General features: G+C 69.0%; 19 protein-coding genes, 1 tRNA gene and 2 rRNA genes (1 of these 22 cut by a window edge). 11 read left to right on the top strand and 11 right to left on the bottom strand.

The features are described from left to right. Together IPJ59_RS04565 and rrf are read left to right on the top strand one after the other, a co-directional pair. Positions 1-2,499, top strand: a 23S ribosomal RNA gene (locus IPJ59_RS04565) (it extends 438 nt beyond the left edge of the window). A gap of 157 nt (positions 2,500-2,656) precedes the next feature. Next, positions 2,657-2,773: ribosomal RNA gene (gene rrf / locus IPJ59_RS04560) — 5S ribosomal RNA — on the top strand. 298 nt (positions 2,774-3,071) lie between these two features. Here rrf and IPJ59_RS04555 read toward each other — a convergent pair. The 3 genes from IPJ59_RS04555 to IPJ59_RS04545 form a co-directional block, all read right to left on the bottom strand. Beyond that, positions 3,072-3,731, bottom strand: a complete 660-nt coding sequence (locus tag IPJ59_RS04555) for a hypothetical protein (RefSeq protein ID WP_293269919.1) — start codon at positions 3,729-3,731, stop codon at positions 3,072-3,074. 271 nt (positions 3,732-4,002) lie between these two features. Next, entirely contained in the window at positions 4,003-4,305 is a 303-nt protein-coding gene (grxC, locus tag IPJ59_RS04550) for a glutaredoxin 3 (protein WP_293249875.1), read from the bottom strand. A gap of 2 nt (positions 4,306-4,307) precedes the next feature. Continuing rightward, positions 4,308-5,012, bottom strand: coding sequence for a hypothetical protein (locus IPJ59_RS04545; RefSeq protein WP_293249878.1), 705 nt, complete (start codon positions 5,010-5,012; stop codon positions 4,308-4,310). Between the two features lie 280 nt (positions 5,013-5,292). Here IPJ59_RS04545 and IPJ59_RS04540 point away from each other — a divergent pair, with 280 nt between their 5' ends. Together IPJ59_RS04540 and IPJ59_RS04535 are read left to right on the top strand one after the other, a co-directional pair. Next, positions 5,293-6,141, top strand: coding sequence for an HDIG domain-containing metalloprotein (locus IPJ59_RS04540; RefSeq protein WP_293249881.1), 849 nt, complete (start codon positions 5,293-5,295; stop codon positions 6,139-6,141). Between the two features lie 100 nt (positions 6,142-6,241). Then, positions 6,242-7,249, top strand: a complete 1,008-nt coding sequence (locus tag IPJ59_RS04535) for a CE1 family esterase (RefSeq protein WP_293249884.1) — start codon at positions 6,242-6,244, stop codon at positions 7,247-7,249. A 47-nt stretch (positions 7,250-7,296) separates the two neighbouring features. Here IPJ59_RS04535 and metH read toward each other — a convergent pair whose 3' ends face one another. From metH to IPJ59_RS04510, 5 genes are all read right to left on the bottom strand, one after another. Next, complete coding sequence (metH, locus tag IPJ59_RS04530) at positions 7,297-10,830, bottom strand: methionine synthase (RefSeq protein WP_293269918.1); 3,534 nt, start codon at positions 10,828-10,830, stop codon at positions 7,297-7,299. Positions 10,831-11,026: 196 nt separating this feature from the next. After that, entirely contained in the window at positions 11,027-11,611 is a 585-nt protein-coding gene (locus IPJ59_RS04525; RefSeq protein ID WP_293269916.1) for an OmpA family protein, read from the bottom strand. A 28-nt stretch (positions 11,612-11,639) separates the two neighbouring features. Further along, positions 11,640-12,413, bottom strand: coding sequence for a PP2C family protein-serine/threonine phosphatase (locus tag IPJ59_RS04520; protein ID WP_293269915.1), 774 nt, complete (start codon positions 12,411-12,413; stop codon positions 11,640-11,642). A gap of 211 nt (positions 12,414-12,624) precedes the next feature. Next, positions 12,625-12,697 (bottom strand) — tRNA-Ala (locus tag IPJ59_RS04515). Positions 12,698-12,811: 114 nt separating this feature from the next. Beyond that, on the bottom strand, positions 12,812-12,979 hold the full coding sequence (locus tag IPJ59_RS04510; RefSeq protein ID WP_293249896.1) for a hypothetical protein: 168 nt from the start codon (positions 12,977-12,979) through the stop codon (positions 12,812-12,814). 57 nt (positions 12,980-13,036) lie between these two features. Between IPJ59_RS04510 and IPJ59_RS04505 the strand changes: the two genes are divergently transcribed. From IPJ59_RS04505 to IPJ59_RS04490, 4 genes are all read left to right on the top strand, one after another. Then, positions 13,037-13,789 (top strand): TlyA family RNA methyltransferase, encoded by a 753-nt coding sequence (locus tag IPJ59_RS04505; protein ID WP_293269914.1) that lies wholly within the window; start codon positions 13,037-13,039, stop codon positions 13,787-13,789. 150 nt (positions 13,790-13,939) lie between these two features. Beyond that, a complete protein-coding gene (locus IPJ59_RS04500) occupies positions 13,940-14,281 on the top strand; it encodes a YhbY family RNA-binding protein (RefSeq protein ID WP_293249902.1) in 342 nt (113 codons plus the stop codon). A 65-nt stretch (positions 14,282-14,346) separates the two neighbouring features. After that, positions 14,347-16,167 carry a metallopeptidase TldD-related protein gene (locus IPJ59_RS04495; RefSeq protein ID WP_293249905.1) on the top strand — a complete coding sequence of 607 codons (1,821 nt, stop codon included), beginning with the start codon at positions 14,347-14,349 and terminating at the stop codon, positions 16,165-16,167. Beyond that, a complete protein-coding gene (locus tag IPJ59_RS04490) occupies positions 16,164-18,002 on the top strand; it encodes a metallopeptidase TldD-related protein (RefSeq protein ID WP_293269913.1) in 1,839 nt (612 codons plus the stop codon). Before IPJ59_RS04495 ends, IPJ59_RS04490 begins: the two co-directional genes overlap by 4 nt. 132 nt (positions 18,003-18,134) lie before the next feature. Here IPJ59_RS04490 and IPJ59_RS04485 read toward each other — a convergent pair whose 3' ends face one another. Both IPJ59_RS04485 and IPJ59_RS04480 read right to left on the bottom strand, forming a co-directional pair. Next, complete coding sequence (locus tag IPJ59_RS04485; RefSeq protein WP_293269912.1) at positions 18,135-19,127, bottom strand: PDZ domain-containing protein; 993 nt, start codon at positions 19,125-19,127, stop codon at positions 18,135-18,137. A gap of 128 nt (positions 19,128-19,255) precedes the next feature. Further along, complete coding sequence (locus tag IPJ59_RS04480; RefSeq protein ID WP_293269911.1) at positions 19,256-20,701, bottom strand: hypothetical protein; 1,446 nt, start codon at positions 20,699-20,701, stop codon at positions 19,256-19,258. A gap of 292 nt (positions 20,702-20,993) precedes the next feature. Between IPJ59_RS04480 and IPJ59_RS04475 the strand changes: the two genes are divergently transcribed. The 3 genes from IPJ59_RS04475 (at position 20,994) to IPJ59_RS04465 (ending at position 24,365) form a co-directional block, all read left to right on the top strand. After that, on the top strand, positions 20,994-22,769 hold the full coding sequence (locus tag IPJ59_RS04475) for a serine/threonine-protein kinase (protein ID WP_293269910.1): 1,776 nt from the start codon (positions 20,994-20,996) through the stop codon (positions 22,767-22,769). A gap of 146 nt (positions 22,770-22,915) precedes the next feature. Beyond that, positions 22,916-23,641, top strand: a complete 726-nt coding sequence (locus IPJ59_RS04470; RefSeq protein WP_293249920.1) for a hypothetical protein — start codon at positions 22,916-22,918, stop codon at positions 23,639-23,641. A gap of 67 nt (positions 23,642-23,708) precedes the next feature. After that, positions 23,709-24,365, top strand: a complete 657-nt coding sequence (locus IPJ59_RS04465; protein ID WP_293249923.1) for a bifunctional 4-hydroxy-2-oxoglutarate aldolase/2-dehydro-3-deoxy-phosphogluconate aldolase — start codon at positions 23,709-23,711, stop codon at positions 24,363-24,365. A gap of 9 nt (positions 24,366-24,374) precedes the next feature. Here the strand turns inward: IPJ59_RS04465 and IPJ59_RS04460 are convergent, their stop codons facing one another. Next, entirely contained in the window at positions 24,375-26,204 is a 1,830-nt protein-coding gene (locus IPJ59_RS04460) for an ABC transporter ATP-binding protein (RefSeq protein ID WP_293249926.1), read from the bottom strand. Positions 26,205-26,231: the final 27 nt, after the last annotated feature.

Genomic DNA, 26,231 nt, shown 5'->3' with positions numbered 1-26,231 from the left:
AGCTGGGAGGACCATCTTCCAAGGCTAAGTACGGCTTGGTGACCGATAGTGAACAAGTACCGTGAGGGAAAGGTGAAAAGAACCCCTGCGAGGGGAGTGAAAAGAATCTGAAACCGTGTGTTTACAAGCAGTAGAAGCACTATGGCGAAAGCAACGTGCGACTGCGTACCTTTTGTATCATGAGCCAACGAGTTGTGGTCCGTGGCAAGGTTAACCCGGAAGGGGCAGCCGAAGCGAAAGCGAGTCTGATAAGGGCGTCAAGTCACGGGTTACAGACCCGAAACCTTAGCGATCTATCCATGAGCAGGCTGAAGCGCGGGTAAGACTGCGTGGAGGGCCGAACTCACCACAGTTGAAAATGTGGGGGATGACTTGTGGATAGGAGTGAAAGGCTAATCAAGCTGGGAGATAGCTGGTTCTCGCCGAAACATATTGAGGTATGGGGTCGATCGATTTGCGCGGGGGGTAGAGCACTGAATGGGCTAGGGGGACCACAATCTTACCGAACCCAATCAAACTCCGAATACCCGCGACAACAGGTCGGCACTCAGGCGCTGAGAGCTAAGTTTCAGCGCCGAGAGGGTAAGAACCCAGACCGGCAGCTAAGGTCCCCAATTCATCACTAAGTGGTAAAGGATGTGGGAGCACTTAAACAGCCAGGAGGTTGGCTTAGAAGCAGCCATCCTTTAAAGAAAGCGTAACAGCTCACTGGTCGAGTGAACCTGCGCCGAAAATTAAACGGGTCTAAGTGATGAACCGAAGCTCCGGGTCAGCGAAAGCTGGCGGTAGGCGAGTATTGTCTATGCGGTGAAGGCATACGGAAACGAGTGTTGGAGCGTAGACAAGAGCTGATGTTGGCATGAGTAGCGATAAACCGGGTGAAAAACCCGGTCGCCGTAAACCCAAGGGTTCCTGGGTAAAGATAATCTTCTCAGGGTTAGTCGGTCCCTAAGGCGAGGCAGAAATGCGTAGTCGATGGGAAGCAGGCGAATATTCCTGCACCAGCACGGTAGGTTTCACGAGGAGGGACGGAGGAGGATAGTCAAGCGACCTGATGGATGGTCGTTCAAGCCGGTAGGGAGGATGCGTAGGAGGCTTAGGCCGCAAACGCGCGTTCAATCCCGAGAGGTGATGAGGGTCGCCGCAAGGCGGACAACTTGATGATTCCAGGCTTCCAAGAAAAGCTTCGCGTGAGTGTACCGCTGTGCTGTCCGTACCGTAAACCGACACAGGTGGGTGGGGAGAACATCCCAAGGCGCTTGAGAGAACTCGGGTTAAGGAACTCGGCAAATTGACACCGTAACTTCGGGAGAAGGTGTGCCCTTGAGGGTGAGGAGCTTCGCGCTCGGAGCCTTTGGGGGTTGCAGAGAATCGGGGGTAGCGACTGTTTATCAAAAACACAGGACTCTGCGAAGTCGCAAGACGACGTATAGGGTCTGACGCCTGCCCGGTGCCGGAAGGTTAACAGGAGATGTCAGCGCAAGCAAAGCATCGAATCGAAGCCCCGGTAAACGGCGGCCGTAACTATAACGGTCCTAAGGTAGCGAAATTCCTTGGCGGGTAAGTTCCGTCCTGCACGAATGGCGTAACGACTTCCCCACTGTCTCGACCCGGGACTCAGCGAAATTGAATTCGGGGTGAAGATGCCCCGTACCCGCGGAAAGACGGAAAGACCCCGTGAACCTTTACTGCAGCTTGGCACTGGTTTTCGGATTTGTCTGTGTAGGATAGGTGGGAGGCTGTGAAGTGGGGCCGCTAGGTTTCACAGAGCCAACGTTGAAATACCACCCTGACAAATCTGAAAGCCTAACCGTGACCCGTAAGCCGGGTCCGGAACACTGCCTGGTGGGTAGTTTGACTGGGGCGGTCACCTCCGAAAGAGTAACGGAGGCGCGCAAAGGTTCCCTCAGGCTGATTGGAAACCAGCCGTAGAGTGTAAAAGCACAAGGGAGCTTGACTGCAACTCATACAAGAGGAGCAGGTACGAAAGTAGGCTTTAGTGATCCGGTGGTTCTGAATGGAAGGGCCATCGCTCAACGGATAAAAGGTACTCCGGGGATAACAGGCTTATCACGCCCAAGAGTTCACATCGACGGCGTGGTTTGGCACCTCGATGTCGGCTCATCGCATCCTGGGGCTGTAGTAGGTCCCAAGGGTTTGGCTGTTCGCCAATTAAAGCGGTACGCGAGCTGGGTTCAAAACGTCGTGAGACAGTTTGGTCCCTATCTTCCGTGGGCGCAGGAGTCTTGAAGTGGATCTGTCCCTAGTACGAGAGGACCGGGATGGACGAACCCCTGGTGTTCCGGTTGTTTTGCCAGAGGCATTGCCGGGTAGCTATGTTCGGAGAGGATAACCGCTGAAAGCATCTAAGCGGGAAACCAACCACAAGATGAGGACTCCCTGAAGGTCCGTCGTAGACCACGACGTTGATAGGTCGGGTGTGGAAGTGCGGCAACGCATGGAGCTAACCGATACTAATAGACCGCTTGGCTTGACCTTGGTGCCGATTTCCATGGGGAACGGTTTGAACCCGAGGTTCCGAGCGACAAACGCAGATTGTTCGCAGACACAGCATTCTTTGCTCGTCGAAGTCCTCCGGCCGCGCTGGCTGGAGGCACTTCTGGCCCACGGGTAACGTGGGCCATGAGACGGTTTTTCTGGTGGCTATGGCGGAAGGGTCACACCCGATCCCATCCCGAACTCGGTCGTTAAGCCTTCCAGCGCCGATGGTACTGCAGGGGAGACCCTGTGGGAGAGTAGGACGCCGCCAGATCTATGGCCCCCTCGGTGACGAGGGGGCCTTTTTTATTGGTTTGTGCAGGTGCCTCGTCGGCGGCGGCGCGGCGATCGAGATGCTGCACTCGCAGTGCATTCGCAACGAACAGGCGAGGCGACGCTACGCGGCCAACAAGGTCGGCATCGCAACCCCGTGGAGGCCTCAGGGCGCTTTTTGTTGCTTTGGGCGGCGGGCCCGTTGATGTCCACCCTGGAAGCGAGAAGCCCCGCGTCCAGGTATGGGCACGGGGCTGGCGATCGCCTGGAATGCCCGGCAGTGGGCTGTCGTGACGAGGTCAGTCGCGCCGGCGGGTGGCGAGGCCGGCGCCGAGGACCAGCAGGAAGAGGGCGCCATTCCAGGTCGAGCTGTCGCTGTCGATGGAGCAGCCCTTCTTTGCCTTGGGCTCCACAGGCGGAGGGGCCTCCTTGGGCTTCTCGTCGCCAGTGTCAGGCTCGTCGCCGGCGAGCGAGTCGTGGGCGTCCTGGTCGGGATCGACCTCTTCCTCCTCGTTGGGGTCCTTCGCGGGCTTCTTGCCGCTCTTGATCAGCTTGATCTTGCCAGTCGCGAGGGTGATGTCCTTGCCCTTGGCGCTGACCTGGACGGCCCTCACGTCGTAGGTGCGGTCCTTGTTGAAGCCCTTGCCGCCCAGCAGCTCCATGTCGGCGCTGAAGTACTTACCGCCCGGGTAGTCCGCCTCGTCGTAGCGCCACACGTCGGAGGTGGTGCCGTTGAGGTCCTGGGAGAATTGGAAGTACAGCGGGCCCGCGGCGGCGTTGTCGAGCTTGGCCCAGAGGTGGATCTCCCAGCGGTCCTCGGCGGGAACTTCGTCGACGGTGTCGACGGTGGCCTTGCGACCTGCGGGGGTCAGGTTGCCCTTGTCGTCCACCTCGAGCTTGGTGGTGCCGAACTTGATCTCCCCGGCCCATACGACCGAGGCGGTACACAGGGTCGCCATCGCCACGGCCGTGGGAAGGAACCAGCGGTGAGGTTGCATGCGCGGTGCTTTGGTCATGACTGTCATCTCGAGTCTTCGCGGTTCGAAGCGGTCGGAGAGTAACACAGGCGGTCCCGGGCACTCCCTACTCTCGCAGCGCCTCAGTGTACGTCCGACCCCCGTGTTCGTTGCAAGGTCACCGCCTGCGGTGCGCTGCGCGAACTGGAACCAAGCGAAGGCGCGCCCAGCGTTGCGTGTACACCTGTCCGCGTTCCGCGGCGAACTGCGGCGCTCAGCCAGCGAGCAGCGCGGCCAGCTTGCCGGCGCGCTCGAGTGCGGCGAGCTCGGTGTAGCCGCCGATGCTGTTGCCCTTGATGAAGATCTGCGGGACCGTGCGCTGCCCGCTGCGCTCCACCAGCCAGCTGCGTGCTTCGTCCGAGTTGGTGACATCGACGGCCTCGAAGGGGATGCCCTTGCGGCGCAACAGACCCTCGGCCATGCGACAGAAGCCGCAATACTCGGTGACGTAGAGGACGACGGCCGCGGCGAGCTCGTCGGGCCGCTTGAAGACGGTGTGCGCGCCCTGGCTGCCCATGGCTACTGCTCCTCGGCCAGCAACGCGAGGATCTCGTCGTCGAGCTGGTACTGGTGTTCGCTCGCGAATTTGCCGACGATGATGTCGCGTCGCTGGGCGATCGGTGTGCCCTCGGTGACGCCCTGGCCGCCGATGCCGCCGAGCATGCGTCGACCGACGCGGGCCGGGCCGCGGCTCGGTCGCGCGGGGCCCTTGCCAGCAGCGGCAGCGGCAGCCTGGGCCTGGGCTTCGGGCGAGGCGAACACGGGGTGGGTGAGGCCAGGGTCGATCGTCGGGCCCGGGATGCCGGCTTGCAGCGGTGGGCCCTGCGGCTCGACCTCTCGCGGGTCGGGCGGTGGGCGGCGGTCCGGGCGGGGCTTGCTGCGGTCAGGAGCTGCGGCAGCGGGCGCCTCGGGCTTGTTGGTGCCCTCCGGGTGCGCGCCGATGAAGCGGGCGATCTTCTCGTCGTAGGACCCGCTGCGTAGCTGGCGGATCATCGACTTGTGCGACTCCTGCATCAAGCCGATGATCACGGCGTCGAGGTTCTCGCTCTCGAGCTTGGGTTTGTAGTCGACGCGGTTCGAGGCGACGATCGTGCCGTCGTAGAAAACGTGCGTGAAGATGTGCGCGCGGGCTACCCCCGAATCCTCGGTCTGTACGTGATAGAGCCGCCCCCGGTGCGGGATGTTGTGGTTGTATCCGAGCTGCGGGGACTGATGGGAGGCCATGGGGGTGGGGGCAAGGCTAACACGGGAAGCTCGCTCGCCGAGAGCCCTCGTCGAACGATGGAGCGCAAAACCCTGGGCGCCGCGCGGGGCACACGCCCCATGAGCCCTGGTATGCTGCGCGACCCGACCGATCGCGGCCGGTGAAGTCACTGTGTCTGCTGCCCCCGTCTCCAACCTCCTCGAGCCTGGTGAATTGCTGGCTCCGCTGCTTCGTGCTGGCCAGTTTGGGGAGATCCCCGAGCCCGCGCTTACTGCGCAGATCGCCATACAGGCTGAGCGTGTGGCCCTGCTGTCGCCTCACGAGGTCTATGTGCAGCTGACCCCGGCGTTGTGTGGACACCATCCGGAGGTGGCGATGCAGTGGCTGCGCGACGCCGGCTTGCTGGTGCACTTGATGCCGGAGCTTGACGCGACGGTGGCTTTCTCGCAGGAGGGTGGTCGGCGGCACAAGGATGTCTGGGAGCACACGAAGGCGGTGGTACGGCAGGCGGTGCCGCGGCCAGCGGTGCGCTGGGCGGCGGTGTTGCACGACATCGGCAAGGTGCCGACGCGGCGCTTCGTGGGGCCGGGGAAGGTGACCTTTCACGGGCATGCGGAGGAGGGGGTGCGGATGTTTCGCCGCGGGCCGGCGAAGCGGATCGGCTTCCCGGAGGAGCTGCGGGAGCGCATCGAGCTGTTGATCCTGTATCACCTGCGTGGTGGGCAGTACGACGGTGGCTGGACCGACTCGGCGGTGCGGCGCTTCGCCCACGAGATGGGGCCGGTGCTCACCGATCTGCTCGACCTCTCGCGGGCCGACGTGACGAGCAAGCGGCCGGGCAAGCGGCAGCGTTGCCTGACCCTCATCAGCGAGTTGGCGCGGCGGATCCGTGAGATCGAGGAGCAGGACGCTCGTGTCCCGCCGTTGCCGCCCGGGCTCGGAAACCTGCTGATGACGGCGCTCGGGTTGCCGCCGGGCAAGCACATCGGCGCGTTGCGGGAGCAGCTCGAGCTGATGTGCAGCGCCGGGGAGATCGAGGCGCGCCAGGAGCCGGCGTACTACGTCGAGGTCGTGCGCTCGCGCCGGCTCGCCGAGGGCCTGCAGGTGGTCGCGCCTCGGGGGCTCGCGGGGGCGTCGGCGGCCGAGTGAGGCTGGCAGGTCGCGGCGTGCGGGGAGCTGTCGGCGGCCGAGTGAGGCTGGGGGGCGTGGGCCGCTGGGTTGCCGGGGCGCGCTGGGATACTGTCGCTGGATGCGGCGGATCTGCTTGTTGTTTGGGGTGCTAACGGGGTGTTCGAGCGCAGACACTGGGGCGCTGATCACCCTGTCTGAAGGGACAGGTTCGAGCGGGACGGTGCCGGCGCTGGACACGGGGGGGGTGTCGACGGCGGAGCCCACGGGTGGTGCGACCGAGGTGCTCACGACCGATGGCGGGGTGACGGGCGATGTGACGGCGGCCATGAGCGGAGCCGACGAGTCGGGTGGGGGCACGGACGCGACCACCGGGGCGATGAGCGGTGGCTGCGGGCAGGCGGCGCCGTTCGCCGGAGCGATGGCGCAGACGATCATGGTGGAGGGGGTGGAGCGCAGCTACATCCTCGCGCTCCCTGACGGCTACGATCCATCGCACGCGTACCCGCTGGTGTTCGCGTGGCACGGACGGGGTAGCAACGCTGACCAGGCGCGGCTCTACTTCAATGTGGAGCAGGCGTCGCAGGGGGCGGCGATTTTCGTGTATCCGAACGGGTTGCCGCTGGCGGACATGAACGATCAGACCGGGTGGGACCTGGACCCGAGCAACGAGGACTTCGCGTTGTTCGACGCGCTGATGGACGAGATGAGCGCGACGCTGTGCGTCGACACCGGCCGGGTGTTTAGCACCGGGCACAGCTTCGGCGGGTACATGTCGAACCAGCTGGGCTGCTTTCGCGGCGGCGTCGTGCGGGCGATCGGGCTGGTCGCCGGTGGTGGGCCCTACGGTGGTGGCTGCGTCGGGCAGGTGGCGGCGTGGCTGGCCCACGGGAGCGTCGACATGGTGGTGCCGTTCAGCGAGGGGGAGAACAGCCGCGACCACTGGGCGGCGGCGAATGGTTGCGACGCAGTGACAGAGCCGGTCGCCCCGCCGCCGTGCACGGCGTTCACGGGCTGCGACGACGGCTTCCCGGTGACCTGGTGCGCGCACGACATCCCGGACTTCCTCGGGCACACCTGGCCGAGCTGGGCCGGGCCGGCGATCTGGGGCTTCTTCAGCCAGTTCTGAGGGCCGGTGGTCACCTGTCCCCAGGGACAGGTGACCGCGGTGGCCGGCTAGATATTGAAGTACTTGGCGTCCGGGTGGTGGACGACGATCGCGCTGGTGGACTGCTCCGGGACCAGCTGGAAGCCCTCTTCCGTGAGGGTGACGCCAATGCGTTCGGTGCGGAGCAGCTTGACGAGGGGGACCTGGTCCTCGAGGCGGGGGCAGGCGGGGTAGCCGAAGCTGTAGCGCGAGCCCTGGTAGTGCTGCTTGAACAGGTCGCGGATGTCGGTGGCGTCGTCCTGGGCGATGTTGAGTTCGCGGCGGATACGTTTGTGCCACAGCTCGGCGAGGCCCTCGGCGGCCTCGACCCCGAGGCCGTAGAAGTGGAGGTAGTCGTCGTAGCGGTTGTCGGCGAACATCTCGCCGCAGAGGCGGGTGGCGATGTCCCCCATGGTGACGCAGGTGAGGCCGATGACGTCGCGCTCGCCGGAGCGGACGCTGCGGAAGAAGTCGGCGATGCAGTGGTGGCCCTTGTCGAGCTGACGGGGGAAGGCGATGCGCAGGGGGGGCGAGCGGTCTTCGGGGTCGTGGATGATGAGCGTGTTGTGGTCGCTCTGGCACGGGAAGTAGCCGTAGACGACGCGGGGGGCGAGCATCTTGTCGACGATGGCGCGCTCGCACCACATGCGAAACTTGGGCTCGACGGTGTCGTGGAGGATCTTGTTGTACTCGTCCTCGCTGAAGCGGCCGCGGCGGTACTGCCACTGGCCGACGAACAGCGCCTTCTTGTTGATGTAGCGGAAGATCTCGCCGAGCTGGAGCTCCTCGGGGCCGACCACGCGGGCGCCCCAGAAGGGCGGGGTGGGGATGCGGGTGGCGGGCTTCACCTCGCTCTTGACGAAGGTCTCGGTGGCCTTCTTGAGGTGCAGCTCCCACTCCTCTTGCGTGGTGTGGCGGTAGGTCTTGCGCGGGCGCGGGCCGGTGAGGGTGATCTTGTCGGGTGGGACGTGGCCGCAGAGCTCGTCCATGAGGGCCAGGCCCTCGAAGGCGTCCTTGGCGTAGAAGACGCGGGCGCGCGGGCGGGCCTCTTGCAGTCGCTGCGGGGAGGCCTCGTGCTCGGGGCCTTGCTCAGCGGTTTGCTCGGGGCTGCTGCGGGCGTCGTCGCGGCCGCTGTAAGCGTTTTGCAGGTTGTGGTCGACGTAGCCGCGGTTGAGCGCCGCGCCGCCGCAGATCACCGGCATGGCGACGCCGAGCTCGCGCATCGCCTCGAGGTTCTCCTTCATGATGACGGTCGACTTCACGAGCAGGCCGCTCATGCCGATGACGTCCGGGGTGTGGATCTTGGCGGCGGCGAGGATGGCGTCGAGGGGCTGTTTGATGCCGAGGTTGACGACCTGGTAGCCGTTGTTGCTGAGGATGATGTCGACCAGGTTCTTGCCGATGTCGTGGACGTCGCCCTTGACCGTGGCGAGGACCATGCAGCCCTTGCGCGGGCCGGCGGCGCGCGACAGGTGCGGCTCCAGGTGGCGGACGGCGGTCTTCATCGCCTCGGCGGACTGGAGGACGAAGGGGAGCTGCATCTTGCCGGAGCCGAACAGCTCGCCGACGACGCGCATGCCGTCGAGGAGGATGTTGTTGATGATGTCGAGGGCGCTGTGGGTCTGGAGGGCGGCGTCGAGGAGGACGTCGAAACCGATCTTGTTGCCGTCGATGATGCGGCGCTTGATCTTCTCCTCGAGGGTGAGGGTGGCCTCCTCCGTCTCGTTGAGCTCGACCTTCTTGGCGCCGGTGAAGCGGTCGATGAAGGCGAAGAGGGGGTCGTAGTCGTCGCTGCGGCGGTCGTAGATCAGGTCGCGGGTGATGCTGAGGTCGTCGTCGCTGAGCTTGTGGGTGGGGATGATCTTCTTGGCGTTGAGGATCGCGGCGTCGAGGCCGTGGGCGCGGGCCTCGGCGAGGTAGATCGAGTTCAAGATCTGCCGCGGGTAGGGCTTGAGGCCGAAGGAGATGTTGGAGAGGCCGAGGATCGTGCGCGCGGCGGGGAGCTCGGCGTCGATCAGCTTGATGCCCTTGAGCGTCTCCAGGCCGAGCTTGCGGCTGTCCTCCTCGCCCTGGGCGATGGTGAAGGTGAGCGGGTCGAAGACGATGTCGGACTCGAGCATGCCGTGGCGATCGACCAGGAGGTCGCGCATGCGCTTGGCGACGGCGAGCTTGGCGGCGGCGTCCTTGGCCATGCCGACCTCGTCGATGGTGAGGGCGACGAGGGCCGCGCCGTACTCGCGGGCGAGGTAGGCGATCTTGTCGAACTTGCCCTCGCCGTCCTCGAGGTTGATCGAGTTGATGATCGGCCGGCCGCCGATCAGCTTGAGGGCGGCCTCCAGCACGTCGAGCTGGGTGGTGTCGATCATGATCGGCAGCGAGACGGCTGGGACGATCTTGCGCAGGGCCTCGCTCATGTCGCGGACCTCGTCGCGGCCGACGTAGGCGACGCAGACGTCGAGCACGTGGGCGCCCTCGGCCTGCTGCTCCTTGGCGAGCTCGGCGATGCCGTCCCAGTCCTCCGCGAGCAGGAGCTCGCGGAACTTGAGGCTGCCGTTGGCGTTGGTGCGCTCGCCCACCAACAGCGGGCCGGAGTCCTGGTCGAGCGGGACGGGGCCGTAGAGGCTGGCGAGCTGGGGCGTGAAGCCGGCTGGGCGCGGGCCGGGGACCAGGCCGCGGACGGCCTCGGCGAGGGCGGCGATGTGGGCCGGCGTGGTGCCGCAACAGCCGCCGACCAACGAGACGCCGAACTCGCTGGCGAAGCGGTGCTGGGCCTTGGCGAGCTCGCCGGGGGTGAGGTGATAGACGGCGCGGCCGTCGACGTTCTGCGGCAGGCCGGCGTTGGGCTGGACGCTGACGAGGCGGGTGGCGTGGCGGCCGAGGTGGCGGACGTGCTCGACCATGAGGTCGGGGCCGGTGGCGCAGTTGAGGCCGATGACGTCGATGGGGAGCGACTCGATGACGACGAGGGCGGCGGCGATGTCGGTGCCGACGAGCAGGGTGCCGGTGGTCTCGACGGTGACCTGGACGATGATGGGGACCTGGACGCCGCGCTTGTGGGCGGCCCGGTTGGCGGCGATCGTGGCGCACTTGACCTGGAGGATGTCCTGGCAGGTCTCGATGAGGATGCCGTCGGCGCCGCCGTCGATGAGGCCGCCGATCTGCTCCTCGTAGTTGGCGAGCAGGTCGTCGAAGGTGATGTGGCCGAGCGAGACCAGGCGGGTGGTCGGGCCGACCGAGCCGAGCACGAAGCGCGGGCGCTCGGGGGTGGAGAACTCGGCCGCGACCTCGCGGGCCAGCGCGGCGGCGCTGCGGTTGAGGGCGTAGGCCTCCTCGCCGAGGTCGAACTCGTTGAGGACCAGGCGGGTGCCGCCGAAGGTGTTGGTCTCGACGCAGTCGGCCCCGGCGGCGAAGTAGGCGGCGTGGATGCTGCGGATGACGTCCGGACGGGTGCGCACGAGCAGCTCGTTGCAACCATCGGCGCCCTCGAAGTCCTCGAGGGTGAGGTTGGCGTTCTGGATCATCGTGCCCATCGCGCCGTCGCACACGAGCACGCGCTCTTGCATGGCCCGGAGCAGCGGCAGGCTGCGCCGGCGCTCTAGCAGGTCAAATCGCGGGTAAGCTGGCGATGAGGTCGCGGACATACGTAACCGCGGTTGGTAGCAGTGCCACGCCGCGGATGCAAACCCTGCGGAGCCTCGCGTGTGTCGCAGGCGCGGGCCCGGCGAGTGCGTGCAGTGGAGACCGCGGCCGTGGGGGTGCCTACTGGCAGAGGTCGCCGGCGACCAGGCCGCCGCCGTCGAGGGGCATGCCGCCGATCGGGCGCCCGAGCAGGGCGGCGTTGTGCAGCTCGATGCGCGTGTTCTGGGCCCGGCCCTCGGGGCTGCTGGCGTCGGCGATCGGCTTGTTGGGGCCGAAGCCGACGGGGAGCAGGCGCGTGCACTCGCTGCCGTGCGCGACGAGCCAGCGACCGACGGCCAGGGCGCGCCGCTCCGAGAGGGCCTGGTCGTCGGCGTGGCCCTCGATGCGGAGGGTGCTGACGGCGGACTTGGCGACGAGATAGCCGCGCACGTGCTCGAGGGCGGGATCGCTCGCGGGGTCGAGGATGTCGCTGCCGGTCTGGAAGACGATCGGGCCGGGCAGCTCGAGGCGGTGACCCTCGAGGCGGTACTCGGTGGGGCCCGAGGCTGGGCCAGTGGTCGGAGTTGAGGCCGAGGTGGGCTCGGTGGGCTCGGGAGCGGGCTCGGGCGTGGCCTCGGGCGCGGGCGGCGGGAGGTCGCGGGGGATCACGCCGACGTTGCAGGCGGCGAGCAGGAGCGGGGCGAACAGGGCGAGGAGACGGGACATGACGGGCCTCTGTGGTGCGGCGAGGCGTTCACTGGACGCGGCGCAGGATGATCGCGCTGATGTTGTCGGGGCCGCCGTGGTGGTTGGCGGCTTGCACGAGCTTGCGGACGGCCTCCTGGGCGTCGTGCTGGATGACGATGCCGTGCATCTCCTCGTTGGGGACGACGTCGCTGAGGCCGTCGCTGCACAGGAGGATGTTGTCGCCGTGCTCGATGATGCCGGCGTTGATGTCGGGGACGCCCTTGGATCGGCCGTGGCCGAGGCAGCGTGAGATGCGGCCGCGGTAGGGGTGGACGGCGGCCTGGTCCTTGGTGATGACGCCCTTGGTGACGAGCTCCTGGACCATGGTGTGGTCGAGGGTGATCGGGGTGGCGGCCTTCTTGTCGACCAGGTAGGCCCGACTGTCGCCCGAGTGGGCGACCCACATCTTGTCGCGCACGCCCATGACCATCACGCAGGTGCAGCCCATACCCTCGGTGTCGGGGTTCTTGGCGCTGTACTCGGAGATGGTGGTGCTGGCGAGGAGGAAGCCGTGGTAGAGGAGCTCGCGCGGGCCCTGCTTGCGGAAGTTGGCGTCGAGGTAGCTGCGGATCTTCTCGACGGCCATGGCGGAGGCGACCTCGCCGGCGTTGTGTCCGCCCATGCCGTCGCAGACGATGGCCATGTAGTAGCCGCGGCCGTCGTCCTCCTGAATGATGATCGCGTCCTCGTTGTGCTCGCGCGAGAGCCCTGGATCGCACGCACCGGCGATCTGCACCTCGAAGTGACCCGGGTAGTAGGTGCGTTTAAAGAGCTTGTACATGAAGCAAGCGGGCGCTGTGGAGCCGCGATCCTGACACCTGGGCCAGATTACGGCAAGATGGAAACCCGCCGGCCGGGAGCGCGCTCCGCCCGAGCGGCGTGACCCGCGATGACGATGAGGTCCGAGCTCGAAGGTCTCAGGCCGCGAATAGCCAGAAGCCCGGACCCCGCGTTGGCGGGAGATCCGGGCTCCGTGCTTCGATACCTGATTGTGGAGCAGAGGGGGATCGAACCCCTGACCTGTGCATTGCGAACGCACCGCTCTCCCAGCTGAGCTACTGCCCCAGGAGGAGGCGGGGAAGCTAACCGAAGTGCCCGCGCGGCGCAAGGCCAGAATTGGGGCGTGCAGCGGCGAATTGGGGCGATCGGCGGCTGGAGGGTGCATCCGAGATATCTGGATCAGGGGCGCCGGGTGGCGCGGCCGAGACCGAAGGCGAGCAGGACCAACGCGAGCAGCACGAGGATCGGGGGGTCGCGCGGGGCGGAGAGCCATGCGAGCCACTCGCCCCATGGCGGCGACCCGAACACGTGGGCGAGGCGGGTGGGGATGCTCAAGCCGGACAACACCGGCTCGAGAGGTAGCACCGGTCGGGGTCGCGGTATAGGGGATCGACCGCGGAGCGCATGGCGAGGGCACCCAAGACGCGGCTCGACGAGCTGCTCGTCGCACGCGAGCTGTGCGAGACGCCAGCGCTGGCGCGGGCGCTGATCGTGGCGGGCAAGGTGGTGGTCGGCGATCACACCGAGACCAAGCCTGGCACGGCGGTGGCCGTCGACGCGACGCTGCGAGTGCGCGGGCAAGAGCTGCAATTCGTGTCGCGCGGGGGACTCAAGCTGCGCGGGGCGCTCGACCACTTCGCGGAGCTCGATCCGCGGGGGCGGGTGGCGATGGACATCGGCGCGTCGACGGGGGGCTTCACCGACTGCCTGCTGCAGGCGGGGGCGCAGCGGGTCTACGCGGTGGATGTGGGGTACGGGCAGCTGGCGTGGAAGCTGGTCCAGGACCCGCGGGTGGTGGTGCTCGACCGCTGCAACATCCGCACGCTGACGCCGGCGCAGGTCGGTGAGCCGGTGTCGCTGGTGGTCGCAGACTGCTCGTTCATCTCGTTGACGCGGGTGCTGCCGTGCGTGCCAGCCTTCCTGACGCCGCGGGCCGATGTGGTGCTGCTGGTGAAGCCGCAGTTCGAGCTGGCACGATCAGAGGTTGGCGCGGGCGGGGTGGTGCGCGAGGCGGAGGCGCGAGCAGGGGCGCTGGCGACGGTGCTGGCGGCGGCGGAGCGGCTGGGCTTCGCGGTGATGGGCCACTGCGACGCGGCGGTGGCGGGGCAGGACGGGAACCTCGAGCTGCTGGCGTGGCTGCGCTGGGAGCGTGGTTGAGTCTGGTCGATGGGACAGGTCCGTGCGTGAAGTCGCTGGCGTGGCTGCGCTGGGAGCGTGGTTGAGTCTGGTCGATGGGACAGGTCCGTGCGTGAAGTCGCTTGCGCGGGGTGAGAGGGCCGCGGCGCGCGTGCTAAAGGTCGCCGTCCGATGTCGCAGCTCAGCGCCCGTGTCCGTGCTTACTTGAAGTCGCTGGCCCACGGGCTCGCGCCGCTGGTCCAGGTCGGTGCGGAGGGGGTGACACCCGCGGTGGGGCGGGCGGCGAGCGTGGCCCTCGAGCAGCACGAGCTGATCAAGATCCGCCTCGGGCAAGCTTATGAGGGGGAGCGCGACGACGCGGCGAAAGAGCTGGCGGAGCTGACGGGCGCTTCGCTGGTCCAGGTGATCGGGCGGATCGTCGTGCTGTACCGGCGACGCAGCAAGGACGACCCGAAGCGGGCCCGCATCGTGCTGCCGACGCCGGGCGGCAAGTCGCCTTCGAGTCTGGCGTGAGACCGGCCCGAGATCGCGCCCGAATTGGCGGCCCGGGGCGGCGCTCGCAAGGGTATGATGGAGCCATGTCCGCGATGCGGGGGGCTTTCCTGGCAGTTTCGCTGATGGCCGCGCTCGCGGCCTGCAAGCCGCGCGGGACGACGCAGCCGCACAACCCGGCGGTGTGGGGCGAGCCCGGCACGGGCGCGGGCAGCCGCATCGAGATCCAGCGCAGCGAGGCGCCGGTCGGGCCGGCCTCGCCGGTGCTCGAGCTGCTGGCCGGCGAGGTCGCTCGCAACCTCGGTCAGCTGCAGAGCGAGGAGCGCGAGGTGCCGGCGTACTTCCTCGCCTACGACCTGGTGGCGCGCGACCACCTGTGGCTCGAGGTGCAGCAAGGCGAGGTCGTGCGCCGCAGCATGGACCGCGACCGCACGGTCGACATCGACGTGCGAGTCGGCAGCCCGCAGCTCGACAACAGCCACTCGCAGGGCGGCAACTACGGGCCGGGCAACGGGCTCGGGCTCGGCCGCGGGGTGAGCGTGCAGGACGACCCGCTGGCGCTGGCGCAGGCGTTGTGGCTGCTGACGGAGGAGCAGTACCGCGACGCTCTGGTGGCGCTCAGCTCGGCGGAGAGCGGGGAGCAGCTGCGCAGTCAGGACGAGGCGAAGCCGACGAGCCCGGACTTCAGCGAGGAGAAGGCGGTGGTGCACCTCGAGCCGCGGGTGCAGCTGGACCTCGAGGGGCTGCGGCAGGCGTGGGAGCCGCGGCTGCGCGAGGTGTCGCTGGCGCTGAGCGACGACGACCGGGTGCTCGAGAGCACGGTGGTGCTGCTGATCAACGTGGACAACCGCAGCTTCGTCGACAGCGGCGGGAGCAAGATCCAGGCGGGCCACGTGCGCCTGCGGATCATGCTGAGCGCGACGGCCCAGGCGGACGACGGGATGCGCCTGTCTCGCATGGAGAACTTCGAGGTGCACACGCCGGAGCAGCTGCCGGCGCAGGCGCTGTTGCTGGCGACGGCGAAGCGGCTGCGCGAGGAGCTGGTGGCCCTGCGCGCGGCGCCGCTGGCCGAGCCCTACGCGGGGCCGGCGGTGCTGGCAGGGCGCGCGGCGGGGGTGTTCTTCCACGAGATCTTCGGCCACCGCCTCGAGGGGCACCGGCAGAAGGACGACCTCGAGGGGCAGACCTTCGCGACGATGGTGGGCAAGCGGGTGCTGCCGGTGTTCCTCGACATGGTCGACGACCCGACGGCGCAGCGGCTCGGCGGGGTGCCGCTCAGCGGGCACTACTATGTCGACGATGAGGCGGTCCCGGCTCGGCGCACCTTGCTGGTGGAGCGCGGGAAGCTGCGCGGGTTCTTGCTGGGGCGCTCGCCGGTGCTGCCGTTCAAGCACAGCAACGGGCACGGTCGGCGCGAGCGCGGGAACCAGGTGGTGGCGCGGCAGGGCAACCTGATCGTGACGAGCCGCAAGACGATCCCCGACGCGGAGCTGCGCAAGGCGCTCATCGACGAGGTGCAGCGGCAGAGCAAGCCGTACGGGCTGTGGTTCAGCGACATCCAGGGCGGCTACACGATCACCGAGCGCAGCGGGCCGCAGGCGTTCAAGGTGATGCCGCTGCTGGTGTATCGCGTCTGGGCCGACGGTCGGCCGGACGAGCTGGTGCGCGGGGTGGACATCGTCGGCACGCCGATCGCGGCGTTCGAGACGATCATCGCCACGGGCGACTCGCCGGGGATCTTTAATGGGATGTGCGGGGCGGAGTCGGGCGACGTGCCGGTGTCGGCGGTGAGCCCGTCGCTGCTGCTGCGCAGCCTGGAGATCGAGCGCGCGAGCCACTCGCGCGACAAGCCGCCGTTGATGCCGCCGCCGGTGAGCTCGGGGCGCGCGCCGGAGGTGAAGCCGTGAAGTCGCTGCTGGTGCTGCTCGCGCTGTTGCAGGCGCCGCCGTCGGTCGAGCCGGTGAAGCCCGCGGCGGCGAAGCCGGAGATCCGTGCGCTCGGCAAGAGCCCGCTGGACCTCGAGGTCGCGGCGATCGAACAGGAGCTGGCGCGGGGGGTGGCCGGGCTGCGCCTGCCGGACGCGCCGGCGCCGTACCACGCGCAGGTGCAGCTGGTGCGCGCGACGGTGCTGAGCATCGACGGGTCGTACGGGGGGATCATCACGGATGTGGTCGAGGAGCAGGCGGTGGCGGCGGTCGAGGTGCGGGTCGGCAGCGCGGCGCGGGACCAGAGCGGGACCTTCGGCTCGGACGGGGCCCAGCTGCGCTTCGTGGTGTCGCTCGAGCCGGCGCCGGAGCTGAGCCGCAACAAGCTGTGGCTGGCGCTCGACCAGGCGTTTCGTACGGCGACGGCGACCTTCTCGCAGAAGCAGTCGATCCTCGCGCGGCTGGCCGGCGATCCGCCGCCGCCAGACCTCGGCCCGCGCCCCGAGCCGATGCCGCGTCAACCTGCGCCGGAGGCCGGGAATGCGCCGGCGCTCGACCGCGAAGGGCTGCGGGCGCTGGTGATCCAGCTCAGCCGACGCTTCGCCGATCACCCGGCGATCGACAACGGCGACGTGTTCGTGCAGGTGCTGCGCACGCAGGTCACGACGGTCAGCTCGGAGGGGCTGGTGCTGCACGAGTCGCACCAGCGGGCGGTGCTGGCGGTGGTCGCCGACACGCGCGCGGCCGACGGCATGCACCTCGACGCCGGCGCGGCGATCCACCTGCAGGAGCTGCCACGCGCGAGCGAGGCGCTGCGCAAGCGCGGCGAGCAGATGATCGACGAGGTGCTGCGCGAGCTCGAGGCGCAGGTGCAGGCGCCGATGATGGAGGAGGACTACGACGGTCCTGTGCTGTTCCAGGCGAGCGCGGCGGCGCAGCTGCTGGCGTCGACGGTGGCGACGCAGGTCGGCGGCAATCCAGCGCCGCTGGGCGACGCGGGGCGGGTGCGGGACTTCGAGCCGCTGTGGCAGGAGGCGATCGGCGAGTCGGTGATGCCGAGCTTCATCGACCTCGAGGACGACCCGCGCGAGGGCTTCGGGCGCTACGCGATCGACGGGCAGGGTTTCGTGGCGCAGCCGCTGACGCTGGTGAAGGGGGGGGTGCTCAAGGAGCTGTTGATGACGCGGACGCCGAATTCGGCGCGGGCGGGCAGCAACGGGCGGGCGCGGGTGAGCCCGTTCTTGCGGGTCGGTCCGACGATCTCCAACCTCAGTCTCAAGACGAAGAAGCGCGGGCAGTCGCGGGCGCAGCTCGAGCGCGAGCTGCTGCGACGGGCCCGCGAGGACGGCTACGACTTCGCGTATGTGGTGGAGTCGCTGCGTGACAACAACATCCTCGGACCGGTCGAGCGCGAGGGGGCGACCGGCTACGGCGGCGGGCGCAAGGTGAGCTTGCCGCTGCCGGCCCGCATCGTGCGGATCGACGGGTCGGGCAAGCGCACGCTGGTGCGCGGGGCGATGTTCAGCCCGACCTCGATGCGCGTGCTGCGGAGGATCCGCGCGGTGGGCAACGCGGCGGTCGCGGTGCCGATGCGCGTCCCTCCGGGCTACAACGGCGGCTTCACGGCGGAGACCGGGATGGTGGGGATCCTCGCCGAGACGGTGGATGTGCAGGTGAGCACGCCCGATCTGCTGCTCGACGGGCTCGAGCTGCTGGTCGAGCGCAGCGAGAACGAACGCCTGCCGGTGCTCGCCCACCCGTTGCGGCCCGCGCCGCCGGTGGCGCCCGCCGAGGGTGACGACGAGGACGCGGAGTAGACGGTTTGGTCCCGCGCCATCGAGGGCGACGGCGAGGACGAAAGCCGAGGGCGACGACGAGGACGCGGAGTAATACGGCGAGAGCCGGATGAGCGTGGCTCACCCGGCTCCGTCATCGCGACGCGGCCTGGCTCAGAGGTTCGTCTTGGCGAACTCGATGGCCTGGACGATCGTGTACTGGTCGTCCTTGCCGGCGAAGGTGGCGTCGCCGGCGGGAGCGGGCTGGATCGCCTCGGAGTGCCAGCGGACGATGCCACCCTCGTCGAGCAGGATGATCGCTGGCGAGGCGCGCAGGTACTGGATGTACGTGGTGGCGCCCTCGAGGCCGAGCTCGCGGGCGGCGTTGTACTCGGTGGCGTTGGGGAAGCGGTACATCGGCAGCTGCGGCTTGCCCTTGACGCCGTAGTTGGTCTGGTAGGCGCGCAGGGCGGTGTCGTTCATCGGCGCCTGACGGGGGGTGCCGTCGCCGTTGTCGTTACCGGGGAAGCGGATCTGTGTGAACATGATATCGACGCCGGCGGCGGTGAGGTCGCCCTGCGCGAGCTGCAGCACCTGCATCATGTTGGCGGCCTGGGCCTGCTCCTCGCGGGTGGCGTAGTCCCAGAACAGGATGAGGCGCTTCTTGCCGAGGAACTGGCGGCCGTCGGTGGTGCCGCCCTCGGCGCTGACGAGCATGGTCATGGGGCTGGCGTGGCCGAACAGGCTGCGACGGGCCCACTGCGGCGCCTTGTCGAGGTCGGCGGCGCCGACGGTCCAGAACGGCGGGGCCTCCTTGATCGGCGGCAGGGTGTCGTTGGGCTTGGCGACGATCTCGAGGTCGATCACCTGGCCCGACTTCTTGTGCACCTTGAGCTTGACCGGGTTGCCGGTGGCGATGCGGCTGACACGGAAGTCCTTGGAGGAGGTGACGGGCTGGCCGTCGAGCTCGAGCAGCAGGTCGCCGCGCTGGAGCTGGTCGCAGCCCTTCTCGCAGCCGACGACGTGGGCGATGAACACACCGCCGGGCTTGAGCTGCTCGGTCGTCACCTCGATGGTGGGTGGCTTGCTGCTCGCGCTGTCGCAGGCGGACGCGCCAGCGAAGGCCAGCAGGGAGAGGAGACCAAGTGCGGGGATGAGGCTCTTCATCGTCAACAACTCCTGCCGCACAGACGCGGCCGCGCGGACTGTAGGACGGCACTCTGGCACCGTCAAACATCTGCGGGCTGCGCGCTGTGCGCGGTTGGATCGCTGCGGACGGCAGCGGTTGCGGGGCCCTAAAAGCGGAAGCGGAGGTTGACCGAGAACTTGCCGAAGTGCGGCAGGCCCTTGGTCAGGCTGGCGCCGGCGTTGACCGTGCTGCTCTCGATGATCGAGATGGGGGCGACCGCGGAGAGGTCGGGGTGGTTGACGCCGCCGAGGACGTACATGGCGAGGCTGTAGGTGAACTCGCCGGTGACGGCGATGTTCGGGTGGACATACGCGCCGCCGCCGACCTTGAAGGGGGCCGAGATGCCGTGGAAGTCGAGGCGGAGGTCGCCGCCAGCGGTGGTGTAGCGGTTGCGCCACAGCTGGTAGTGGATGCCGGTGCCGATATAGGCGAGCCCGCGGCCCTTGCGGATGAAGTGGATCCGCAGCGAGGGGCCGACGTTGAGGGCGCGCGACTTGGCGGTGTCGACGATGAGGGTGGAGAAGTCGACCTCGAGGTTGGCGACGCCCTGTTGCTGGGCGATCTCCTGTTGCAGCAGCACGGGGTCGAGGCCGTAGAGGGTCACGGCGTTGCGGCCGGTCACGTCGCGCGGGCGCAGGGTGTTCCATCCGGCCTCGAGGCCGAGCTCGAGGATGCCGAGCACGTTGCCGCCGAAGAAGCCGCCGAGGTGCACGCCGGGGGCGGCGTGGTGGCCGGTGTCGCTGCGGCAGAACTGGCGGAAGCACATGGCGGTGCCGATCTGCAGGTCGAACACGAGGCCGCCGTGGCGCCACTTTTTCGGGTTCTTGCGCTCCTCGGCGGCCCGCTTCTCGGCCAGGGCCTCGATGTCTTCGATGGTGATCGGCTTGGCGGCGGCGCTGGCGGGGGCCAGGTCGTCGCCGCCGATCGAGGGGGCGCGCAGGGCCGAATCAGCGACCGGGGGCGAGCTGGCCGGAGGGACAGGTGAGCTGGTCGGAGGGACAGGTGAGCCGGGCGCTGGCGGTGGGGCTTCGACGACCACGGGCGGCGGCGCGACCGGCACGGCGGGCTCGGGGATCGGCGTGCTCGTCGGCGGTGGCGCGGTGGGGCGGATCGGCGGCGGGGCGCTCGGGCGGACCGTGGGCGGCGGGGCGGGGCGCTGCGGGCTCGGGCCCGTGCTCGGCGTGGGGGCGAGGTCCGGGGTCGGGCTGGGGTCGGTCGACGGGAGGCTGGGTGGCGGGCCCAGGTCCGGGAGGCTGGGTGGCGGGCCGACGTCGGCGGGCGGGGCGACAGGGCGTGGGGTGGGCGTGGGGCGGGCGGCGGGCGTGGTGGGGCGGGCGGCGGGCGGTGTGGGACGGACGGCGGGCGGTGTGGCGGGGCGGGCGGCGGGTGGTGTGGCGGGGCGGGCGGCGGGTGGTGTGGCGGGGCGGGCGGCGGGTGGTGTGGCTGGACGCGAGACGGGCGGGGTCGCAGCTGTGGGTCGCAACGTGGGGGTCTGCGCGGAGGCTGTCCCGGAGGACAGGCCGAGCAACGCGAGGGCGCCGACCGTGCGCACACGCCACGAGCAGAGCAAGGGGTGAGCGGGCGGTCGCCGGGTCATCGCTCGAGTTTTCGTACTATGCGGGAGTCGCAGGAGACGCGCCAGATGCAGCCAAGGGCAAAGATCGGGCGAGTCCTGGGTGGGCGCGACGAGGGGGGATCCTGGTCTCCGAGACAGGTGAGGCGGGTGTGATGAGGCGTCGGCGTAGATGTGCGCTAACGCTCAGCTCTTGTGGAGCGGGGCGGCGGGGCGGGGCGGCGAATTCGATCGTCGCGGGCGGGCTCGGGTATGCTTCCCGAGCCCACGTATGAGCGTTTCGTCCGACACGTATGAGCCCTCGCCCGGCGAGTCCTCCGGGGTGATCCGGGTGCCGAGCATGGCCCCCGGCGAGGATGACCCGGCGGCGCTGAGCGGGGTCGACTACCCGGTCGCCGGGGAGGCGCCGAGCCCCGCGCCGGCCAACACCGAGGACAGCGGCCTCATCGGCCGCGAGATCGGCACCTATCGCCTGCTCAGCTTGCTCGGCGGCACCGGCATGTCGCGCGTGTACCTGGCCGAGCAGGCGGCCGGCAACAAGCGCTTCGCCGTGAAGTTGCTGCGCAACGCGAACTTCAACCAGGCGGCGCTCGACGTGGTGGTGCGGCGCTTCGTGCAGGAGGCGCGCACGGCCTCGCGGTTGCACCACCCGCACATCGTCGACGTGGTCGACTTCGGGGTGGCCGAGGGCATGGCCTACCTGGTGATGGAGCACCTCGACGGCGAGAGCCTGCGTGAGACCTTGAAGCGGCACGGGCCGCTGCCGTGGACGCGGGTGTTGCCGATGTTCCTGCACATCTGCGACGCGCTCGAGGCGGCGCACGCGAAGGGCGTGATCCACCGCGACCTGAAGCCGAGCAATTGCTTCCGGATCCGCCACGCGACGGGCGATGACTACATCAAGGTCTGCGACTTCGGCCTCGCGCGGATCGTCGACGAGGATCTGCCCGACGGGCTGCTCGCGGGCGGGGTGCTGCTGGCGACGCCGGAGTACATGGCGCCCGAGCTGATCCGCGGGGCCAAGCCGGATCCGCGGGTCGACATCTACGGCGTCGGCGTGCTGCTCTACGAGCTGCTCACCGGCACCTGTCCGTTCCACAGCGGCAAGCAGACCACGGTGCTGGCGATGCAGCTGCTTGACACGGCGATCCCGCCGCGTCGGGTCGCGCCGGAGGCCAACATCCCGAGCTCGGTCGAGCGGGTGATCATGCGGGCGCTCAGCAAGCAGCCCGAGGAGCGCTTCCAGACGATCGCCGACATGCGCGGCGCGCTGCTCGACGACACCCGCGTGTACAAGACGATCGCCGCCGACCCGTCGGGACGGCGGCGGGTCACGGGCCTCACCGCGACGCGTAGCCTCAGCGCGGTGCCGGTCGTGCCGGCGACGCGCGGCGGGCTCGGCATGACGATCGTCCTGGCCCTGATCGCCACCGGGCTGATCGCTTGGGTGCTGGCCGGGACCCCGGGCATCGGCGTCGCCGAGAGCCCGCCCGAGCCGAAGGCTGTCGCGCCCGAGGTGGCCAAGACGACGCCGCCGCCGGTGCCCGCCCTGCCGCCGCCGCCGGTGCGGACGCCCGAGGTCGCACCCGAGGTCGTGCCGGCGCCCGAGGTCGTGCCTGAGGTCGTGCCTGAGGTCGTGCCGCCGAGTGTGCCCGCGGTGTCGCCGGAGGCGCCGACGAAGAAGGTCGATGGCAAGAAGAAGGCCGTGGACCCGGAGGCGAACGAGCCGGTGAACTACGACATCGTCGACGATCCCGACGCGCCGACCGAGGTGTCAGGCGCCGAGATCGACGCGGTGCTGCGGCCGTTCCGGCCGGCGGCGTCCGAGTGTGGCAAGGCCAACGGGGTGCCGCTCGGCACGGACATCGGGGTCAAGATGCTGCTCGCGTCGGACGGCAAGCTCACCAATGTGCAGCCGACTGACCGTCCTGCGAGCGACCCGGCGGTGCAGTGCATCCTCGGGCTGGTGAAGGGCGCGAAGCTCGATGCGGCCGGGCGCAGCAAGTTCACGAGCGCGTTCTTCCACTACAGCTTCAAGGTCTACTGATCGGCCGCGCCTGTCAGGCCGCGGCTGACAGGGGTGTCGCGGTGGCGCCGCGGCGAAGCTCGACGATCGGGGCGCTGCGGGCTGGCGGAGCCGCCTGGGAGGCGTTGGCACCTGGCATGCACAGGGAGCGGGCGAGGACCACCGCCATGCTCCGCACCACCATCGTCACCCTCCTCGCCTTGACCCTGCTCCCCGCCTGCGAGGAGGACCGCGATCACGACGACGACGGCGTGGCGGACAGCGAGGGCGAAGACAGCGACGGCGCCAGTGAGACCGGCGTGCCCGAGGATGAGGACGAGGAGAGCCCCGACCCGGGCGATCCGTCGGACTCGGGTGTGGGATCGTCGAGCGTCACGCCGCTGGTGCTGGCGTTCCGTGGCGAGGCGGTGCAGTTCAACACGGCGGTGGCGGCGAGCTTCGACCTGACGGGCACGATGTCGGTGGTCACGGACTGGCCGACCTCGACGACGCCGTGGCTGGCGCTCGACCGCAACGGCAACGGCAAGATCGACGACGGCGGCGAGCTGTTCGGCTCGGCGACGCTGCTGCCGTCGGGTGAGCCGGCCAGCAACGGCTTCGTCGCGCTGCGCGAGCTCGACTCCAACCAGGACGGCCGCGTCGATGGCAGCGACGCCGAGTGGGGTCGTCTGCTCGTCTGGAGCGACGTGAACAGCGATCGGGTCGCCACCGCGAATGAGCTCAGCGCCGCCGGGGCGCGCGAGCTGGTGGCGATCGAGCTCGGGTACACGGTGGACCGCCGCTGCGATACGCGCGGCAACTGCGAGGTCGAGCGCGCCGGCTTCCGCTACCGCGACGGCCGCGGCCATGAGCTGCACGGCGCGGTGGTCGACGTGCACCTGCGTCTGCGCTGAGAGCCCTGGAGGCCCGGTCGAGGAGGGCAGGTGACTTCGCCCGTGGTCCTCCCGTAGAGTGGCTGACATGTCGCCGGAGCAATTCCTCGAGGCCGTGCTCCGCCACCGGGCGATCGCCATCTTTCGCGGCCAGCACCAGGGGCGGGCGGCGGCGGCGATGGACGCGGCCGTCGGGGCGGGCTTTCGCATCATCGAGTTCACGGTCAGCACGCCTGGCGCGTACGAGCTGATCGCCGAGTTCGCCCGCCGCCCCGGGGTGGTGGTCGGCGCCGGCACGGTGCTCGACCTCGCGGCGGTCGAGGCGGCGGTCGGGGCGGGCGCGAAGTTCCTGGTCTCGCCGGTGTTGGACCCGCAGATCATGGCGGCGGCGCGTGACCTCGACGTGGCGATCTTGCCGGGTTGCTTCACGCCGACCGAGCTGTTGCAGGCGCATCGCGGCGGCGCGGCCTGTCAGAAGCTGTTCCCGGGCCCGGATGACATCGCCAGCTACGTCCGCGCGGTGCTCGGGCCGATGCCCTTCCTGCGCATCATCCCGACCAACGGCGTGCACCACGAGAACGCCGCCGATGTGCTCGCGGCGGGCGCAGTCGGGGTTGGTTTCACGACCTCGCTGTTCGACCTCGCCGAGGTCGAGCACCGCCACCTCGACAAGGTCTCCGAGCGCGCGCGGCTGCTGCTCGCGGCGGTCCGGCACTTCACGATGGCCGGTCGGCGTCAGGCCTGAGGCGCGCGCTCACTGGTAGCCCTTGGCCTGCAACGTGAACAGGTGGGCGTAGCGGCCGCCCTGCTGCATGAGCTCGGCGTGGCTGCCCTCCTCGACGACCTTGCCGCCGTGCAGCACGACGATGCGGTCGGCCATGCGCACGGTGGAGAAGCGGTGCGAGATGACGATCGTCATGCGCTCGCTGCCGAGGTTGCGGACGTGGTCGAAGACCTGCGCCTCGGCCTCGGCGTCCATCGCCGCGGTGGGCTCGTCGAGCACGAGGATGTCGGCGCGGGCGCGCATGAAGGCCCGCGCCAGCGCGACCTTCTGCCACTGCCCGCCGGACAGCTCGCGGCCGTCCTTGAACAGCTTGCCGAGCTGGGTGTCGTAGCCTTGCGGCATGGCGTCGATGAACACGTCGGCCATGCCCTGGCGGGCGGCGTCTTGCCAGCGGTCGCGGGCGTCGAAGGCGTCGACGTCGCCGGCGCCGATGTTCTCGCCGACGCGCAGCTGGTAGCGGGCGAAGTCCTGGAAGATGACGCCGACGCGGCGGCGCAGGGCCAGCTCGTCCCACTCCTGCAGGTCGCGGCCGTCGAGGTAGATGTGGCCGGCGGTGGGGGTGTAGAGCCGGGTGAGCAGCTTGATGAGGGTGGTCTTGCCGGAGCCGTTCTCGCCGACGAGCGCGAGGGTCTCGCCGTGGCGCAGGGTGAAGGAGACGGCCTCGAGGGCGGGGGTCGTCGCGCCGGGGTAGGTGAAGGAGACGGCGTCGAAGCGGAGGCCGGCGCCCGGGTCGGGGCCGATCGCGGCGCTGCCGGGGCGGACGGCGACGTCCTGGGCGAGGTACTCGTAGAGCGTCGAGAGGTAGAGGTTGTCCTCGTACATCCCGCCGACGGCGCCGAGGCTGGCGGCGACGGCGGCCTGGCCCTGGCGGAACAGCATCAGGTACATCGTCATCTCGCCGAGGGTGATCGCGCCGCGCACCGCGGTGGCGGCGATCCATGCGTAGGCGCCATAGAAGGCGGCGGTGCCGACCAGGCCGAGGCCGTAGCCCCACAGGCCGCGGCGCAGGGTGAGCTTGCGGTCCTCGCCATAAAGGTCGGTGAAGATCTTGCGGTAGCGGCCGAGCAGCATGGGGCCGAGCTGGTAGAGCTTGACCTCCTTGGCGTAGTCCTCGCGGGTGATCGCGGTCTCGAGGTACATCTGCATGCGCGTCTCGGGCGAGCGCCAGCGGAACAGGCGGAAGGCGTCGCCCGAGAACTTGGCCTCGGCGATGAACGAGGGCAGGCCGGCGAGCGCGAGGATCAGCGCGGCCCACGGTGAGAACGCGGCCAGCAGGGCGGCGAAGCTGACCAGCGAGATGCCGTTCTGGACGAGCGAGAAGGTGCGGCCGACCAGGCTGAGCGGGCGGCTCGAGGCCTCGCGGCGGGCGCGGGTGAGCTTGTCGTAGAACTCGGCGTCCTCGAAGTGGCCGAGGTCGAGGGTCAGCGCCTTCTCGAGGATCATGACGTTGACGCGGTGGCCGAGCTGGGCGCGCAGCAGCGACTGGGCGACGCTGATGCCGCGCTGGGTCGCGAGCAGGACGATGACGAGGGCGGCCTCGGCGAGGACCAGGCGCAGCACGGGGCCGGAGTCCGGGCCAAGGTCGGAGCCAGTCGATTGCGAGGCGTGGACGACCGCGTCGACGATCAGCTGGCCGAGGTAGGCGACCGCGGCCGGGAGCACGCCGGCGATCAGCGTGAGACAGGCGAAGGCCAGCGTGAGCGGGCGGCTGGTCGACCACACCAGCTCGAGCGCGCGGCGGCTGTAGCGAAAAACGCCGAGGAAGCGGCGCAGGCCGGGCTCGTCCGATGGGTCTGCCACGCGGGCGAGGGTGCCTCGAAACGCCGC

Origin of the sequence: Nannocystis sp. (assembly GCF_016714285.1) — a bacterium.
Lineage (GTDB): Bacteria > Myxococcota_A > Polyangia > Nannocystales > Nannocystaceae > Nannocystis.
Note: the sequence above shows the minus strand (reverse complement) of the source record. Positions and strands in the feature narration are given on the sequence as shown.

Excerpts from the sequence above, each read along its gene's own strand:
- IPJ59_RS04535 (WP_293249884.1), top strand. The coding sequence starts at position 6,242 with ATGCGGCGGATCTGCTTGTTGTTTGGGGTGCTAACGGGGTGTTCGAGC.
- IPJ59_RS04475 (WP_293269910.1), top strand. The coding sequence starts at position 20,994 with ATGAGCGTTTCGTCCGACACGTATGAGCCCTCGCCCGGCGAGTCCTCC.
- IPJ59_RS04555 (WP_293269919.1), bottom strand. The coding sequence starts at position 3,731 with ATGGCGACCCTGTGTACCGCCTCGGTCGTATGGGCCGGGGAGATCAAG.
- IPJ59_RS04465 (WP_293249923.1), top strand. The coding sequence starts at position 23,709 with ATGTCGCCGGAGCAATTCCTCGAGGCCGTGCTCCGCCACCGGGCGATC.
- IPJ59_RS04505 (WP_293269914.1), top strand. The coding sequence starts at position 13,037 with ATGGCGAGGGCACCCAAGACGCGGCTCGACGAGCTGCTCGTCGCACGC.
- IPJ59_RS04500 (WP_293249902.1), top strand. The coding sequence starts at position 13,940 with ATGTCGCAGCTCAGCGCCCGTGTCCGTGCTTACTTGAAGTCGCTGGCC.
- grxC (WP_293249875.1), bottom strand. The coding sequence starts at position 4,305 with ATGGGCAGCCAGGGCGCGCACACCGTCTTCAAGCGGCCCGACGAGCTC.
- IPJ59_RS04495 (WP_293249905.1), top strand. The coding sequence starts at position 14,347 with ATGTCCGCGATGCGGGGGGCTTTCCTGGCAGTTTCGCTGATGGCCGCG.
- IPJ59_RS04520 (WP_293269915.1), bottom strand. The coding sequence starts at position 12,413 with ATGTACAAGCTCTTTAAACGCACCTACTACCCGGGTCACTTCGAGGTG.
- IPJ59_RS04485 (WP_293269912.1), bottom strand. The coding sequence starts at position 19,127 with ATGAAGAGCCTCATCCCCGCACTTGGTCTCCTCTCCCTGCTGGCCTTC.
- metH (WP_293269918.1), bottom strand. The coding sequence starts at position 10,830 with ATGCAAGAGCGCGTGCTCGTGTGCGACGGCGCGATGGGCACGATGATC.
- IPJ59_RS04545 (WP_293249878.1), bottom strand. The coding sequence starts at position 5,012 with ATGGCCTCCCATCAGTCCCCGCAGCTCGGATACAACCACAACATCCCG.
- IPJ59_RS04525 (WP_293269916.1), bottom strand. The coding sequence starts at position 11,611 with ATGTCCCGTCTCCTCGCCCTGTTCGCCCCGCTCCTGCTCGCCGCCTGC.
- IPJ59_RS04470 (WP_293249920.1), top strand. The coding sequence starts at position 22,916 with ATGCTCCGCACCACCATCGTCACCCTCCTCGCCTTGACCCTGCTCCCC.